12 protein-coding genes are annotated in these 15,747 nt (G+C 59.3%); 7 read left to right on the top strand and 5 right to left on the bottom strand.

Features of this window, described 5'->3' with window-relative positions; all coding sequences use genetic code 11:
* The first annotated feature begins 28 nt into the window (after window positions 1–28).
* From AC1DNW_RS09385 to AC1DNW_RS09370, 4 genes are all read left to right on the top strand, one after another.
* Window positions 29–523 (top strand): MarR family winged helix-turn-helix transcriptional regulator, encoded by a 495-nt coding sequence (locus tag AC1DNW_RS09385; protein ID WP_477852555.1) that lies wholly within the window; start codon window positions 29–31, stop codon window positions 521–523.
* Complete coding sequence (locus AC1DNW_RS09380; RefSeq protein ID WP_477852503.1) at window positions 520–1,200, top strand: GNAT family N-acetyltransferase; 681 nt, start codon at window positions 520–522, stop codon at window positions 1,198–1,200. The genes AC1DNW_RS09385 and AC1DNW_RS09380 overlap by 4 nt, the downstream gene beginning before the upstream one ends.
* A 104-nt stretch (window positions 1,201–1,304) precedes the next feature.
* Complete coding sequence (locus tag AC1DNW_RS09375; RefSeq protein WP_113308786.1) at window positions 1,305–1,826, top strand: hypothetical protein; 522 nt, start codon at window positions 1,305–1,307, stop codon at window positions 1,824–1,826.
* A 100-nt stretch (window positions 1,827–1,926) separates the two neighbouring features.
* A complete protein-coding gene (locus tag AC1DNW_RS09370) occupies window positions 1,927–2,091 on the top strand; it encodes a DUF1328 domain-containing protein (RefSeq protein WP_007824505.1) in 165 nt (54 codons plus the stop codon).
* Window positions 2,092–2,160: 69 nt separating this feature from the next.
* Here AC1DNW_RS09370 and AC1DNW_RS09365 read toward each other — a convergent pair whose 3' ends face one another.
* Window positions 2,161–4,350 carry an anthranilate synthase gene (locus AC1DNW_RS09365; RefSeq protein ID WP_113308785.1) on the bottom strand — a complete coding sequence of 730 codons (2,190 nt, stop codon included), beginning with the start codon at window positions 4,348–4,350 and terminating at the stop codon, window positions 2,161–2,163.
* Between the two features lie 266 nt (window positions 4,351–4,616).
* On the bottom strand, window positions 4,617–6,854 hold the full coding sequence (locus AC1DNW_RS09360; protein WP_113308784.1) for a TonB-dependent hemoglobin/transferrin/lactoferrin family receptor: 2,238 nt from the start codon (window positions 6,852–6,854) through the stop codon (window positions 4,617–4,619).
* A 282-nt stretch (window positions 6,855–7,136) separates the two neighbouring features.
* Here AC1DNW_RS09360 and AC1DNW_RS09355 point away from each other — a divergent pair, with 282 nt between their 5' ends.
* The gene (locus AC1DNW_RS09355) at window positions 7,137–8,036 is read left to right on the top strand and encodes an extensin family protein (protein WP_113308783.1); all 900 of its coding nucleotides are present in this window, start codon (window positions 7,137–7,139) and stop codon (window positions 8,034–8,036) included.
* Between the two features lie 92 nt (window positions 8,037–8,128).
* The gene (locus AC1DNW_RS09350) at window positions 8,129–8,356 is read left to right on the top strand and encodes a hypothetical protein (protein ID WP_113297526.1); all 228 of its coding nucleotides are present in this window, start codon (window positions 8,129–8,131) and stop codon (window positions 8,354–8,356) included.
* Here AC1DNW_RS09350 and AC1DNW_RS09345 read toward each other — a convergent pair.
* A complete protein-coding gene (locus AC1DNW_RS09345; protein ID WP_477852500.1) occupies window positions 8,335–10,014 on the bottom strand; it encodes a formate--tetrahydrofolate ligase in 1,680 nt (559 codons plus the stop codon). The genes AC1DNW_RS09350 and AC1DNW_RS09345 overlap by 22 nt on opposite strands.
* A gap of 157 nt (window positions 10,015–10,171) precedes the next feature.
* On the opposite strand from AC1DNW_RS09345, the gene AC1DNW_RS09340 reads away from it, so the two are divergent.
* Window positions 10,172–10,705 (top strand): TIGR00645 family protein, encoded by a 534-nt coding sequence (locus AC1DNW_RS09340; RefSeq protein ID WP_113308781.1) that lies wholly within the window; start codon window positions 10,172–10,174, stop codon window positions 10,703–10,705.
* Window positions 10,706–10,790: 85 nt separating this feature from the next.
* Here the strand turns inward: AC1DNW_RS09340 and AC1DNW_RS09335 are convergent, their stop codons facing one another.
* On the bottom strand, window positions 10,791–12,479 hold the full coding sequence (locus AC1DNW_RS09335; RefSeq protein WP_113308780.1) for a Clp protease/crotonase-like domain-containing protein: 1,689 nt from the start codon (window positions 12,477–12,479) through the stop codon (window positions 10,791–10,793).
* A gap of 95 nt (window positions 12,480–12,574) precedes the next feature.
* A complete protein-coding gene (putA, locus tag AC1DNW_RS09330) occupies window positions 12,575–15,691 on the bottom strand; it encodes a bifunctional proline dehydrogenase/L-glutamate gamma-semialdehyde dehydrogenase PutA (RefSeq protein WP_113308779.1) in 3,117 nt (1,038 codons plus the stop codon).
* Window positions 15,692–15,747 lie beyond the last annotated feature (56 nt).

Below are 15,747 nucleotides of genomic sequence, written 5' to 3'. Positions count from 1 at the left end.
TTATATAAACAGAGATATGGGTCTTTCCGTGGTCGAAGATGTGGTGAAATCGCTAGGCTACTTATGCCTCGGCAGCCGCTTCCGCCGCATCGGCGAACGCCTGCAGGCAGACACGCAACAGATGATCGAGGAATTCGGCGTCGGCATCCAGGCCGCGCAATATCCGTTCCTCGGCGCCATCGACAGGCTCGGCCCACTCACCATAGGGGAACTGGCACAGGCAGTGGGTATCACCCAGCCCGGCGCCACACGCACCGCTTCCCAACTCATGGAACTCGGCTTCCTCAGCATGCAGCCATCTGCCGAAGATCAGCGCCGCAGGGTCGTTTCGTTGACGCCCGAGGGGCAGGAACTCGTCGAATATTCAAAACAACAAGTCTGGCCGCGCATTGCCGCCGCCGTCGCCGATCTTTGCGAAGATCTCGACGGCCCGCTGCTAGCGCAGCTTGCGGCGATGGAGGATGGGCTGGCCGAAGCGCCGCTCATCCGCCGCGCCAGGGCCGCACAGGAGAAAACACCATGAGCCATATTCTCGACCGACCGATCTGGAACGCGCTCCGGACGGCGCATGCCGACCTCGCCGAAGGCAGCGAACATGCAATGCGCTATCCGCCGTCCATCGTTCCCTTCGCGGCTGCCGCCGACGATACGCGGGAAAGTCTTGAAGCACTCGAAAACCTGCCGGTCGCCGACGAAGTCATGGCGATCGTCGAAGCGGGGCCCGTCACCATTCCTTCCGGGCTGACCGTTCTCTCGGAAGGCAAGCTGGTACAGATGATCGCCGAGCGGCCTTACGAGCGTGTGTCCGACAGCCGGCTGCAACAGCTGACCTCTGATGATGCGGAGGAAATGCTTGATTTGGCGATGCTGACCAAACCTGGCCCTTTCACCCTGCGCGCGCAAAGCCTTGGAACCTTCTGGGGTGTGAAGATCGACGGCCGTCTCGTCGCCATGGCCGGACAGCGCTTGCGCCACCCGGGATTTGGCGAGCTCAGCGGCCTTTGCACCCATCCCGATTTTCAGGGGCGCGGCCTCGGGACCCTGCTCTTCCGCTTCGTCGCCGGGGAAATTTCCGCCAGGGGCGACATCGTCTTCCTGCATGCTTATTACACGAACACGCCTGCCATCACGCTTTACAAGGCTCTCGGCTTCAAGCTGCGGTCGGAAATGAACCTGCGCGTCGTCAAGCGCCGCGCATAGGCTGGCCAAAACGTCACAGATGAGTGCTTTCGTCATTTGCGCCATGATAGTGTCCCATTTGCATGATGTTGACGGCTCGGCAGTCAATTGGGGACCGCGCAGACATGCATTGGATCAATCGTTACATCGACCAACCGTTGCTCGACGGTGCGGCCAGTTCCTTGCGGGCCTGGCACATCCGGACCGGCCTGTCGCCGGAACGGCTGGAGCCGCTCTGGAACATCGCCGTGACGGGCTTGCTGATCTTTGCGACCAGCCATTTCCTCGCCGGCCCGACACTCCTTCTGTGTTACGGCGGCCTCGTTATGCTCGCCCTCCCCTCGGCCTGGACGCTGTTCACCGGCCGCGATGCGGACGGCTACAACATCGCCGCCTACAAAAGGCTCAGAACCAGGGCCTTCATGAAGCGTGAGACAGAATGGGCCGTCCGGCTCGCCATCCTCTTCACAGCTGGCTGCCTTCCCTTCCTCACTCGCTCGGGCGATCCGTCCGCGGCCTATTTCATGATCGGCGCCAGCCTCTGGTTCGTGCTGACGGGACCAGCAAGATCCTATCTGGCGGCAGCAGAACCACCGATGCCGCGCGATGGCGACCGGTCTTTCAAGACCGATCTGCAGTTCGGCTGAACAAATTTAAATCAGCACGCAATTCAATTGTCGCAGCCGCAATGGAACGAACGGCTCACGCTTCCGTTATCCTTGCCAGCAGCAGACAAAGGAGATCGCGATGCTGTACTATGCTCTGGTATTTCTCGTCGTAGCCCTGATTGCAGGCGTCCTTGGATTTGGCGGCATCGCCGGTGCGTCCGCTTCGATAGCCCAGGTTCTGTTCTTCATCTTCCTGGTGCTGTTCGTAGTATCCATCGTCGCCCGGCTTATGCGGCGCGTATAGACGGACACTCCAACGCACATGAAAAACCCGCCTTCTCCGGCGGGTTTTTTATTGCTTATGCCTCTGACATCAGGCCGCCTTGGTTTTGGCCCGCCGCGCTAGATGCGCCACCACATTCTCGATCATCCGCATGCCTGCATCGCCGCCGAGCGTCATGATCGATTCCGGATGAAACTGCACGGCCGCGATCGGCTCCTTGGCATGCTCGATGCCCATGATCGTGCCGTCCTCACTCTCGGCGGTGATGATGAACTCCCGCGGCAGCGTCGAAGGATCGGCAAAGATCGAGTGATAGCGCCCAACCGTCACTTCCTTGGCAAGGCCCGAGAAGACGATGCCCGGCTCCAGCACACGGATACGCGACGGCTTGCCATGCATCGGCAGCGCCAGATGGCGAAGCTCGCCGCCATAGGCTTCCGCTAGCGCCTGCAGGCCGAGGCAGACGCCGAAGATCGGCAGGTTACGCGCCCGAGCCTTCTTGATCGTCGCCTTGCAATCGAAATCCTTCGGGTTGCCGGGTCCGGGCGACAACACGACAAGGTCAGGATTCAGCCGGTCGAAGATCTCTTCCGGCACTGGCGTCCGTACGGTCGAGACCGTCGCGCCAGTCTGGCGGAAATAATTTGCCAGCGTATGCACGAAGCTGTCTTCATGGTCGATCAGCAGGATGTTGACGCCCTTGCCAACAGAGGCGACATCGCGCTGGGTCTTGCCGGAATTGCCCGTCTTGGCGTCACGGATAGCGGAAAGCATGGCAGAGGCCTTCAGTTCGGTTTCGGCTTCTTCTTCCTCGGGAATGGAATCGTTGAGCAGCGTCGCACCGGCGCGTACTTCGGCAATACCATCCTTGATACGCACTGTGCGCAGCGTCAGGCCGGTATTCATGTCGCCATTGAAGCCGACCATGCCGATCGCGCCACCATACCATGCACGCGGGCTCTTCTCATGGGCTTCGATGAAACGCATGGCCCAGAGCTTCGGCGCGCCAGTGACAGTCACGGCCCAGGCATGGCTGAGGAAACCGTCGAACGCATCCATATCGTCACGCAGACGGCCTTCGATGTGATCGACCGTGTGGATCAAGCGCGAATACATCTCGATCTGGCGGCGGCCAATGACCTTGACCGAACCCGGCTCGCAGACGCGGCTCTTGTCGTTGCGGTCGACGTCAGAGCACATGGTCAGCTCGGATTCGTCTTTCTTGGAATTCAGGAGCTTCAGGATCTGCTCGCTGTCGGCAATGGGATCGTCGCCACGCTTGATGGTGCCCGAGATCGGGCATGTCTCGATGCGGCGGCCGGAGACACGCACGAACATTTCCGGCGAGGCGCCGACGAGATATTCCTGGTTTCCGAGATTGATGAAGAAGGAATAGGGCGACGGATTGATCGCCTTCAGCCGCTTGGAAATGTCGGAAGGCTTGCTTTCGCAGCGCTCCATGAACTTCTGGCCCGGCACCACTTCGAAGAGATCGCCCTTGCGGAAACTCTCTTTCGCCTTGACGACGAGTTCGGCATATTCGCCCGGGCGGTGATCGCTCTTCGGCGGGATGGTATTCGTGCGGATGAACGGCTCAGCGGCGATATCGCCCGCCTTGCCTTCTGTCGTCTTGCCGTCCCTGGCGAAGTCGTAACGATCAACCCATGCCTTTGCGGCGTAGTTGTCGACGACGAGAATTTCGTCCGGCAGATAGAGCACCATGTCCCGCTGATCGGAAGGACGCTGAAGCTTCAGATTGATCGCGTCGAACTGGAAGGCGAGGTCGTAGCCGAAGGCGCCGTAGAAGCCGATGCTGGCATCCGCCTGCGAGTAGAAGAGATCGGTGATGGCACGAAGAACGGTAAAGACCGTCGGCATCTTCGAGCGCTCTTCTTCGGTGAAGACACGGTCCGGCATCTTGACCGTCAGGTCGAGCCGGCGCGCTGTCAATGTGCCGAGTTCAAGCTCATGAACCGTCCTCAATCGCTCGACGATGAAACCAAGGATAACCTCGCCCCGCTCGTTGTAGGCTTCGATCCAGACATTGCGGCCGAAGGAGGAAATACCGAGCGGCGGATCGACAACCGCCGTATCCCAACGCGTATAACGACCCGGATATTCGTAGTTCGAGGAGAAGACGGCGCCGCGACGCTCGTCGAGCTTGTCGATATAGGAGGAGACCGCGTCGGCATAGGGAATGGCCCGCCTTTGCCGGGTGACGGTGATGCCGCCCTTGGTCTCGTAGATTTCCGCACCATCATCCCGCAGGATCGTTACCATAGTTCCACTCCGTTATCGGGCCCGGACGAAAGGCGGCCTTTGAAACAAAAAAGCCGCCTCGAAGTTTCGGGCGGCTCGTTCGTCGTCTTTAGACACGATTGGTCGAGGCCGCCTCAGCGAGCCCACCACCAAACTGCAATGTTTACAGACTTCTTCATGGGCGAAATTGTTAGCCTGAGATTAAGCCAAGCGCAAGAGGCCATTGGCCCCCGAAAAAGGGCGGCCCGAAAGCCGCCCTACCCCAGCCTTGAAAGGCTGATTTGTAATTAGAAGGTCTTGGTGACCGAGATCTTGAAGGTGCGGCCCGGCTCCGAATACCACTCCTTCGGTTGCGAAGCGGTTGCACTCAGATTGACCTCACGAACAGCGAGCGCGTTGTAGTACTCCTGGTCAAAGATGTTGTAGATCCCGCCCTGGATACGCAGACCCTTGACTTGTTCCGGCGTCCACCATGCGGTCAGGTCGACGATGCCGTAACCGGGCGCATCGAACGACGTCAGGGCATTGTCGTTGCCGGTCATCTGCGACGAGAGCGTTGAGGAGAGGTCGAAACCGTATTCGTCATTGCTCCAACCACCGCCGACAATGGCCTTGAACGGCGCGACAGAGCGCAGCCGCTCCTGCGTATCGTCGTTCCGGCCATAGGTGTAGGCAAGCGAGGTATGAAGATTGATGCCGTTGTCGAACGTCTTGATCACATTCGCTTCAAGGCCCGAGATGGAAGCAGAGGACACGTTCGTGTAGTTGAACGTCATGAAGCCAGTGGTGGGATTCCTTGTCGTCACGGTTTCGATGAAGTTCTGATACCGGGTATGGAATGCAGCTACGCGACCCTGCAGACCGCCAGTATCGAAGTTAGCGCCGATCTCAATGCCGCGGCCGATTTCCGGATCCAGATTCGGATTGCCAAGCTGCGCATAACCCTGCGTCGCATTGTAGAAGCGGCTGTAGAGTTCATCGACGGTCGGGGCACGGAAGCCGACTGCAAGCTGGGCATAGAGCTGAACATCAGGTGTCAGGTCGTAGCTTGCAAGCAGCTTCGGCGACATCCCGGCTTCCGTACGATCGTAAACCGCACCGAAGCGGGGAAGCGCCGGGTTGTTCTCGAAACCGCCGCCCGTCGACGGTCGATAGTTGAACCAATCAAAGCGGAAGCCGGGCGTCAGCGCAAAGCCGCTATTGCCGATTTCGATCTTGTCTTCGAATGTCACGCCGAGGTTCGTGCTGTCTACGTTGGGTACTTCGGACTGGTTGTTGAGCGTCGGGCAGGTTGTCGGCGTCGGGCAAAGCGCCGAACTGAATTGGTTCCAGCTCGAGACTCCGACGTCGAGGCCGACGCGAACGGAGTGGCTGAGGCCGGAATATTCGAAGTCCTTCGTTGCTGTGCCGCTGAAGCCCCAGGTTTCGTTTTCGATGCTGTTATTGCGGCCATAGGCGACATTGGCTGCAGTGCGGCCTTGGGTGCCGGATTCTTTCTTCAGATCCTGCCAGTAGAGGGTAGCTCGGGCGGTGCTGAAGAATGCATCCGAAGACTGCGCCTCGTAATCATAATCCAGCGAAACACGGTCACGATCGCCCAGTTCCCGACCGTCGTAGTCGCCGACGAGATAGCTGCGGATGGGAGGCGTGCCCTGCAGGTCCCGCAGGTCGGTCTTCAGGTCGCGCCGGAAACGCTCCGCCGTCAAGCCGATGCGATGGCCGCCTTCGAGATCTTGACGCACCTTGAAGAGCAGGTTGTGCTGATCGAAATCAGCCGGATCCGCCTCGGTGCGCAAACGGCCATAGCTGTCGTTATCGCCCTTGTTGTCGCGCTCGTGACCCTTGCGATAGGCGCCCTGAAAAAGGATCGACGTATTGCCGACCCTCTTGGCGGCGGCGGCGGAGCCGGCAATGCTGCGGTCTTCGCTGTCATAGGTCGACTTGACGATCGCGCCCCAGTCGCGATCTTCCGGAATCAGGTCCTCGGGCTCGAGCGTATTGAGGACGAAGGCGCCGCCGAGCATGCCCGAACCGCCCTTGCTTGAATCTGCACCGCGCACGATGTCGAGAGAGGAAAGTGAATCGAAATCAAAGGTGTCGCCGCCGCCATTGGCGTTAGCCGGGGCAAAAGCGCCCTGGCGCGAGCTGTTGGAAATATACGGGATCGGGATGCCGTCGATGGTCGTCAGGATACGCGAGCCGGAAAGGCCGCGCAGGTTGAAGCCAGCGTCAGCGCGCGAATAGTTCACCGTCGCGTCGACGCTACGGCCGATATCGTCGTAATTCGTGACCTGCTTCTGTTCCAGCTCCTTCTTGTCGATCTGGGTGGCAAGCGGCGTATCGGCAACACTGCCGGGCGCCGCGCGATTTCCCTTGACGACGATTTTCTGAAGGACAGTTGCGCCTTCGGCATTCGTGGCTGGCGTTACCGCCGGAGCACTCTGTGCGAAAGACTCTGAAACTGGAAGAACAAGTGCGGCTGCTGTGCAGACCATTAGAACCGAGCGCCAATGCCGGACGATCATAACCTACCCTCAAATGGAAATTACCGGGCTGGCTGGTCGTGGCGTTTCGGGCGCTCGAGGGGCTGGCTAGGTTGCGAACGACTGCGGAGATTTCCGCCTTCTTTTTGCCGCATAAAAAACATGAGTTTTATTGTCAATATATTCCGGCAATTTATGTTGAATAATATCGTCAAGTTTTAAGGATCTCAGGAAACGTTGCGCAATTGCAACGAATTCGCCGCTCTCGCGTTTCCTCTCCGCTCGATCAACGACGGGAAACGACGTGTGAGAGAATTTCGGAAGATGGCGGTCATTCTGGCCGCACTCGCCCTGCTCCCCGGCGCAAGTCTGCCGCGAACCGGTCCGGTGCCTCAGGCAAAGCCAGAAGCAGCAATCGAAGCGCCTGCGGCCCCTCAACCAGAAAAGAAACAGGAAACCGAGCAAGCCCCCAAGCCTGAGGCTGCGCCCGAAACGCCGCCGGCAGCGTCCGACGTTCCGACGCCGCAGCCCAAACCCGGCGAAACGCCTGCCACCCCACCAAACGGAAAGGATGACTTGCCTCCTGCTCCGCCGGAAGATCAGGAGCCAGCGAAACCGGGGGAACGGACACTTGAGGAACAGCATCTCACCATCGAACCCGAAAGCGATGCGGACCATGCGGAATGTACCAAAGAGCTGCAGAGCCTCGGTGTTGTCTTCAAAGAAACGCCCCGCGTCGATGGTGGCAACGGATGCGGCATCGACAAACCGATCATCGTCTCTGAGGCCCTGCCGGGCATCGCACTGAAGCCCGAAGCAACACTACGCTGCCCGACCGCACTGGCGCTCGCACGATGGATGAAGGGAAGCGTCATTCCCGCTGCCTCGGTCGCCTTGCCGGAAAGCGGCGGCATCACCACCATCAATCAGGCCTCCGCATACATCTGCCGGCTGCGAAACAACGCTGAGGCCGGCAAGATCTCAGAACATGCCCGCGGCAATGCCATCGATATCGCAAGCTTCAGCTTCAAGAAGGGCGAGGATATCGCCATTCGCTCACGCCGTGAGGATTCGACCCTGACAGGCGCATTCCAGCGCACGGTGAGCGCGGCAGGCTGCCTCTATTTCATGACAGTGCTCGATCCCGAGAGTGATGCCGCCCATGAGACCCACTTCCATCTGGACGTATTGCAGAGAAAGGGTGGTTATCGCTATTGCCATTAATCATTTCAGGCGCTTGCGACTGTGGCTTGAATCAGTTCCTCACATCCCCAAATCAAAGTCTGAGAATAACGAACGCGAAGTTAGGAAAGTGAATGAAGGCTATTGCAGCCTGTATCATCCTCGGGCTGCTTTTAGCTGCCATAGCCTTGCTGTTTACGGGCCACATTCTCTGGCTCATACCCATAGGTATATTGCTGAGCGGCAGCCTTGAGAGGCTCTTCATTTGGCTATTCATCGACCCTGAATTTGGGAACCGCCAACGTCATCGCCTGATCCGCGGTGTGAAAGCTGCTCCGGATCAGAACAATCCTTCGATATAACCTTGATCATTGAGGTAAATCCGCTCCGCCGACGGCGACTTCGGCAGACCCGGCATGGTCATGATCTCACCGGTGATGACGACGACGAATCCGGCGCCGGCCGACAGGCATACCTCGCGCACCGACACCACATGCCCCTCCGGCGCCCCACGAAGATTTGGGTCGGTAGAGAAAGAATACTGCGTCTTCGCCATGCAGACCGGCAGCTTGCCGTAGCCTTGCTCTTCCCAGGCCGTGAGCTGGTCGCGCACAGACTTGTCAGCGGTGACCTCTCCGGCATGGTAGATCTTCGAAGCGACGATCTCGATCTTTTCGAGCAGCGGCAGGTCGTCGCCATAGAGGGGCTCGAACTTCGCCTGTCCGGATTCGGCAAGCTCCACTACCTTATAGGCCAGATCCTCGATACCGGCCGAACCTTCCGCCCAGTGACGGCAGAGGATGGCTTCCGCGCCGTGACGCGCGACGAAATCTTTGACGGCAGCGATTTCCGCGTCCGTATCCGAGGTGAAATGGTTGATCGCGACGACGACAGGCACACCGAAGCGGCGCACATTGGCGATGTGGCGGCCGAGATTGGAGCAACCGCGCACCAGCGCCTCCACATTCTCCGTGCCGAGATCGTCCTTCTTCACGCCACCATTCATCTTCAGCGCCCGGACCGTCGCCACGATCACGGCAGCACTCGGCTTCAGCCCCGCCTTGCGGCACTTGATGTTGAAGAACTTCTCTGCGCCGAGATCGGCCCCGAAGCCCGCTTCCGTCACGACATATTCGCCGAGCTTCAGTGCGGTCTTCGTTGCAATCACCGAATTGCAGCCATGGGCGATATTGGCAAAAGGCCCGCCATGCACGAAGGCCGGATTGTTCTCCAGCGTCTGCACGAGGTTCGGCTGCATGGCATCCTTCAGGAGAACGGCCATAGCCCCATCCGCCTTGAGATCGCGGGCGTAGACCGGTGTCTTGTCGAAGCGGTAACCGATAATGATGTCGCCGAGCCGACGCTCCAGATCCTTGAGATCGCTCGCAAGGCAGAGGATCGCCATGACTTCGGAAGCGACAGTGATATCGAAGCCGTTCTGCCGGGGGAAGCCGTTGGACACGCCGCCGAGCGAGGACACCATGCTGCGCAGCGCCCGGTCGTTCATGTCCATCACCCGCCGCCAGGTGATGCGGCGCAGGTCGATATTCTCTTCGTTGCCCCAGTAGATGTGATTATCGATCATCGCAGCGAGCAGGTTGTGCGCCGAGGTGATCGCGTGAAAATCGCCGGTGAAATGCAGGTTGATGTCTTCCATCGGCACGACCTGCGCATAGCCGCCGCCTGCCGCCCCTCCCTTCACGCCGAAGCAAGGGCCGAGCGAGGCCTCACGTACGCAGACGATTGCCTTTTTGCCGATACGGTTCAGTCCGTCGCCGAGACCGACCGTCGTCGTCGTCTTGCCCTCGCCCGCCGGCGTCGGGTTGATGGCGGTAACAAGGATCAGCTTTCCATCCCTCTTGCCCTCCTGCGCGGCAATGAACTCGGCGCTGATCTTCGCCTTGTCGTGACCATAGGGAACAAGCTGCTCCGGCGGTATGCCGAGCTTGGCACCGATGTCGTAGATCGGCTTCTTGGTTGCCGCACGCGCGATTTCGATATCGGATTTAATGGCAGCCATGGATCAGGTTCCCGTTTGTCTGAGCGCGCGCCGGACTTGGCGTTTATTTCAATCGGATAGCGAAATATGCCTAAGCTGTGAATAGCACTGCGCCTTGCCGTCAGCCTATTCCATTGTTTATTAGGGATCAGCGATTCTAAGATTTACGGGGTAGGCTATGAAATCACTCGAGCTTCTCGTCGAGCGCATCATTCTTTCCAGCCGTTGGTTGCTGGTTGTCTTCTATATCGGCCTCGTGCTGGCACTTGCCGTCTATGCCGTTTCTTTCGCTTTCAAATTCCTGAAGGTCGCCAAAAGCGTATTCGAACTCGGCGAAGCGGAAATGATCCTCGCCATGCTTGGGCTTATCGATGCGGCGCTGGTCGCAAGCCTCATCGTCATGGTGATGATCTCCGGCTATGAGAACTTCGTCAGCCGCTTCGACGAGGCCGAAGCCGATGCGGAAAACGAGGTCTCCTTCCTCGGCAAGCTCGATTCCGGCAGCTTGAAGATCAAGGTCGCCTCCTCGATCGTCGCCATCTCCTCCATCCATCTGCTGCAGGTCTTTCTCAATGTCGAACAATATACCGACGGCAGGATCATGTGGCTGACCCTCATGCACCTCGCCTTCGTGGTTTCGGCAGTCATGCTCGGCTTCCTCGAGAAGCTGATGAGCGTGACCTCGAAGAATGATCTGAAGGACAAGGCGTAAGGCGGCGTCAAGCCGGACACATCCGGCGAACGATAGCAGTGCGAAGCAACAGCGCCGCGTCGTTACGGCTTTTCACATCTGGGCATCAGTTAACCGATGCCGCAGCAGGTACGATTGCCGCCTCGGATTTTCTGGGGCATCGGACACTTTCCTTCGCATTCGGCCCGCAGAAATGAGCGCCCGGTTCTTCATCGTAAGGGATGACACCATTGATAATACCAAGCCCGATCGCCTGGGGATCAAGGATGTCCCCTCTGCCATTTGGCGGCGTGATCATCATTGTTTCGAATGTGTCGGGACTGACGCCCATTTCTTTGAAATAGGTATAAAAATCTTCACGATCAGTGTCTGTAAGCTTGTTCATCGGTCGGCTGAGGCCAAGCGCCGAATTTCCTATAAGCCGCAACTCTCCGCCCATGAAAGCAAGAGTACAGCTCGAAAAACAGTACGCACCGCCGGCAAAGACCTCCCCTTCGGTCGGCCCGTCTTTTGCCATGCTTGATATGCAGCGCGGATCCATCATCGGACAATTCGGCAATCTCGCCCTGCCAATTGAGGTATCAAGACCCGCAGCACGGATCATGCGCCCCATCGCAAAAGCGGCATCCCTGTCGCCGCCATAGGACTGAAAGACGACGGGCAGCTTTTTTCCTCCGAGCGCCTTCAAGATCGCGCCCAGCTGAGCCGGGGTATCCGGCATAATATAGCCATCCGCAGAAATCCACTGCGTACACTCGTCCTGGCAATCGCCATGGTACATCACGAGAAAATCCATGGGATGGGTTTTAATCAGACCGCCGCCTGCATAAACCGTCGCACTCTTCACCGGGGCCTCTGCCACAGGCGCCTGCGTTACAGCTACCTCCGCCACAGGATGGCGATAGCAGACGGCGCTCGCCGCGGCGTCTTTAGGACAGAGCGGCATACCGGGCCACTCACTGAATGTCAGCACATCAGTGAGAAGACCCATTCGAACTGCGTCTTCAGGCGGTATGACTGCGATGCTTGCAGGGGTGGTCGCCATCATCACATCGACCAGATCACCACTGACGCCCATTTCCTTCAAATAGCCCGTAAGGGCAGCGGTGGCCTTCTTGCCCAGCTTGGTGGAGCTGCGCTGCCCAGCCGCCTTTCGCCCAACCTCCTTGCGGGAGACTTCCGTCTTCTTGCCGTTCACCATCTTGTATTCGATCCGGTAAGAGATACGCACCTTCTGATAGACAGTCGTGATCTGGTGGACGCCGATATAGGCCCACTGCGACGAAGCACGCGACGTGCCACCGGCCAGCACCAGAGGACACGCAGAATAGCAGAACGCACCATCCGAATAAGTATCCCCGACCGAAGTGCCATCCTTTGCGATAGCCGCAGCGCAGCGCCTATCGTCATCGGGGCAATCCTTGAGCTGCGTGCCGCCGACTGCCGTTTCAAGACCGGCCTTGCGGATCATCCGGCCCATCACATAGGCGGCATCGACTTCGCCACCCTCCGAGCGAAGGACGACAGGAACTTTCCGGTCGCCGATCTTTTTAAGAAATTTTCTCAACCGCGCTGGCGTATCGGACGTTATACGCCCCTCCGCCGAGATCCATTCAGGACAGTCTTCCAGACAGGAGAGGCTGCGCACGAGAATGAAATCCATCGGGGGCTGCCCCGCCTGTTTCTGCTTGGCAGCTTCGGAGGCAGTAGCTCCGATCGGCAAGTTCAAAAGAAACAAAATAAGTAATGATCGGAAGGATAGGCACTTCACCAAAAAAGAAACTGCAAAGCGCACGATTAGATCGCCCTAGTTGCACCTGATCATACGCTTAGCAATTGGATTAAAAGGCAGCAAGCGGGATTCCGAGGGCTTACTGCCGCCTTATTACTTTATTCTCCCATCGCAATCAGGCTGGCATTGCCACCTGCGGCAGCAGTGTTCACCGAGATCACCTGTTCCAGCGCAAAACGCTGCAGATAGGCCGGCCCACCGGCCTTGAATCCGGTGCCTGACAGACCCGAACCACCGAAGGGTTGGGTGCCCACAACGGCGCCAATCATGTTACGGTTCACATAGACATTGCCGGTATCGAGCGCATCGGTGACGGTGCGGATCGTCGATTCGATGCGGCTATGGACGCCGAGCGTCAGGCCGTAGCCGGAGGCTTGGATATCCTGCAGCACCCCAGGCAAGTCCTTCGCCTTCCATCTGACGATGTGCAGCACCGGCCCGAAGACTTCCTTGGTCAGCGCCGCGGCCTTGTCGAGCTCGATGATGTGTGGCGCAAAGAAACTGCCTCCATCAGGCGCCTTGCCGGCATAGCGCACCTTCTGGGTCTTCTGCATGTCGGCAATATGGGCTTCCAGCATCGCCCTCTGCTTGTCGTCGATGATCGGACCGACATCGGTGGTTTCCAGCGCGGGATCGCCGAGCCGCAACTCACGTGCGGCCCCTTCAATCATCTGGGTCATGTGCTCGGCCACGTCCTCCTGCAGGAAGAGCAGGCGAAGTGCGGAGCAGCGCTGGCCGGCAGAACGGAATGCCGACAGGATCACATCATCTGTCACCTGCTCGCCAAGCGCCGTCGCATCGACCACCATGGCGTTCAGGCCGCCGGTTTCGGCGATCAACGGCACGATCGGACCATCCTTGGCGGCAAGCGCCCGATTGATTGCCCATGCCGTCTTGGTCGAACCGGTGAAGGCAACACCGGCAAGCGCTGCATGCGCTGTGATGGCGGCACCGACATCCGGACCACCGGGCACGAAGAGCAGCGCATCTTCCGGCACCCCGGCCTTGTGGAGCAATTTGACCGCCTCATAAGCGATCAACGGCGTCTGCGGCGCAGGCTTTGCAAGCACGGCATTGCCGGAAACAAGGGCCGCCGAAACCTGCCCGAGGAAAATCGCCAGCGGGAAATTCCAGGGTGAGATGCAGGCAAAGACACCACGTCCGCGCCAGAGGTAACGATTGTCCTCGCCGGTCGGCCCCGGCATCTTGGTCACCGTGTCGAACAACCGGCGCGCCTCGCCGGCATAGTACCGGCAGAAGTCCACGGCCTCGCGCACTTCCGCAACGCCATCATCGAGTGTCTTGCCGGCCTCTGCGGCCAGAAGCACCAACAGCCGGTCACGATCTTCTTCCATGAGATCGGCCATGCGCTCCAGCGCCGAAGCGCGCTCTTCGACGGAACGGCGCGACCATGTCTTGAAGCCCCTGGCCGCGATCGCAAAGGCCTTGTCGATATCTGCTGCGGTGGCATTGCGAACGGAGCCAACGATCTTCGTGTGATCGGACGGCGAAATGACGGATGCTTCCGAACCGCTCGCAGCCACACCGGGGATGAGCGGCGCGGCGGAGATGGCGGCAATGCCCTTGCCGATATTGTTCATCAGCGTCTCAAGCGTCGCGCGATGGCCAAATTCCAGCCCGGCGCTGTTCTTGCGCTTGCCATAGAGCTGCAGCGGCATCGGAATCTTGCTGTTGCGAGCGCTCGCGCCGACATCGAATTCCAACTTGTCTGCCGGACGCTCCAGCAACGCCTTGACCGGCACGTTCTTGTCGCCGGCCATGGCGACAAAGGAGGAATTGGCGCCGTTTTCCAACAGGCGACGGACGAGATAGGCGAGCAGATCCCGATAACCGCCAACAGGCGCATAGATCCGGCAGGCGATACGATCGTTGGTATCAAGCAGGTGATTGTAAAGGCTCTCGCCCATGCCATGCAGGCGCTGGAACTCGAAGCCGGAGCGGTCGTTGCCGGCAAGCTCCAGAATGGTGGAAACCGTCAGCGCATTATGCGTGGCGAATTGCGGGAAGATGCGCGCCCGCTTGTCCAGCATGTGCTGCGCGCAGGCGAGATAGGAAAGATCCGTCGCCGGCTTGCGCGTCCAGACCGGATAGTCGTCCAGCCCGCGCTCCTGTGCCCGCTTGACCTCGGTATCCCAATAGGCGCCCTTGACGAGACGCACCATCATGCGGCGGCCAAGCTTTGCGCAAAGCGCGTCGATATAGTCGATCACGGCGACCGCACGCTTCTGGTAGGCCTGGATCGCCAGGCCGAAACCATCCCAGCCGGCAAGCGACGGATCGGAAAACACCGCGGCAATAACGTCGAGCGAAAGCTCCAGCCGGTCTGCCTCTTCGGCATCGATGGTGAAATTGAGCTGATGGGCCTTGGCCATCTGCGCAAGCTTCAGGAGGTCGGGCACGAGTTCCTTCATCACGCGGTCGCGATGTGTCGCCAGATAGCGCGGATGCAGCGCCGAAAGCTTGACGGAAATGCCCATACGATCGGGCAGGTCCTTGCCTTTAGCGTTTTTTGCCATCCAGCCGCCGATCGCCTCGATCGCCATCGCATAGGACTGCCAGTAGCGCTTGGCGTCTTCAGCCGTGCGAGCGCCCTCGCCCAGCATGTCGAAGGAGTGGCGATAGCCTTTCTCCTCGCTCTTGGCCGCACGGTTCAGTGCATCCTTGATCGTTTCGCCGAGCACGAAATGATGGCCGAGGAAACGCATGGCCTGCTTGGTGGCATTGCGTACGGTCGGCAGGCCCATGCGCTTGACGAGGCCGCGCACCACGCCTTCAGGCGTCTCGCCGGGACGGATGATGCGGGCCGAAAGGCCGAGCGCCCAGGCCGATGCCGAGACGAACCAGCTGTCGGCCTTGCCTTCATGTTCGCTCCAGCCGCCCTCCTTCAGCTTGTCCTCGATCAGCTTGTCCTGCGTCAGTGCGTCGGGCACGCGCAGCAGCGCCTCGGCAAGCACCATCAGCGCCAGGCCTTCCTTGGTGGAGAGACCATATTCCCGCAGAAAATCTTCCACGCCGCCGATCGATCCGGAATTGCTGCGGATCGCCTCGATCATGCCGCCGCCACGTTTGTCGATCGCCGCATCCTGGGAGGCTGAAAAACTCAGGCTTTTAGCGAAGCCATGCAGCAGGCGGTCATCGTCACCGGCAAATGGAGCGTTGAACGGGGCAAAAGGCGTGGAAATCTGGGTAGGCATGAAGGGTTCTCCGTGATTTCGACAACATAGCTGTTCATTCGTGGCGTTTTTCACTA

Source organism: Rhizobium sp. 05L429 (genome assembly GCF_056397645.1).
Note: the sequence above shows the minus strand (reverse complement) of the source record. Positions and strands in the feature narration are given on the sequence as shown.

Coding starts and splice junctions, on each gene's coding strand:
- AC1DNW_RS09380 (WP_477852503.1), top strand. CDS start 520: ATGAGCCATATTCTCGACCGACCGATCTGGAACGCGCTCCGGACGGCG.
- putA (WP_113308779.1), bottom strand. CDS start 15,691: ATGCCTACCCAGATTTCCACGCCTTTTGCCCCGTTCAACGCTCCATTT.
- AC1DNW_RS09375 (WP_113308786.1), top strand. CDS start 1,305: ATGCATTGGATCAATCGTTACATCGACCAACCGTTGCTCGACGGTGCG.
- AC1DNW_RS09360 (WP_113308784.1), bottom strand. CDS start 6,854: ATGATCGTCCGGCATTGGCGCTCGGTTCTAATGGTCTGCACAGCAGCC.
- AC1DNW_RS09370 (WP_007824505.1), top strand. CDS start 1,927: ATGCTGTACTATGCTCTGGTATTTCTCGTCGTAGCCCTGATTGCAGGC.
- AC1DNW_RS09350 (WP_113297526.1), top strand. CDS start 8,129: ATGAAGGCTATTGCAGCCTGTATCATCCTCGGGCTGCTTTTAGCTGCC.
- AC1DNW_RS09355 (WP_113308783.1), top strand. CDS start 7,137: ATGGCGGTCATTCTGGCCGCACTCGCCCTGCTCCCCGGCGCAAGTCTG.
- AC1DNW_RS09340 (WP_113308781.1), top strand. CDS start 10,172: ATGAAATCACTCGAGCTTCTCGTCGAGCGCATCATTCTTTCCAGCCGT.
- AC1DNW_RS09365 (WP_113308785.1), bottom strand. CDS start 4,350: ATGGTAACGATCCTGCGGGATGATGGTGCGGAAATCTACGAGACCAAG.
- AC1DNW_RS09345 (WP_477852500.1), bottom strand. CDS start 10,014: ATGGCTGCCATTAAATCCGATATCGAAATCGCGCGTGCGGCAACCAAG.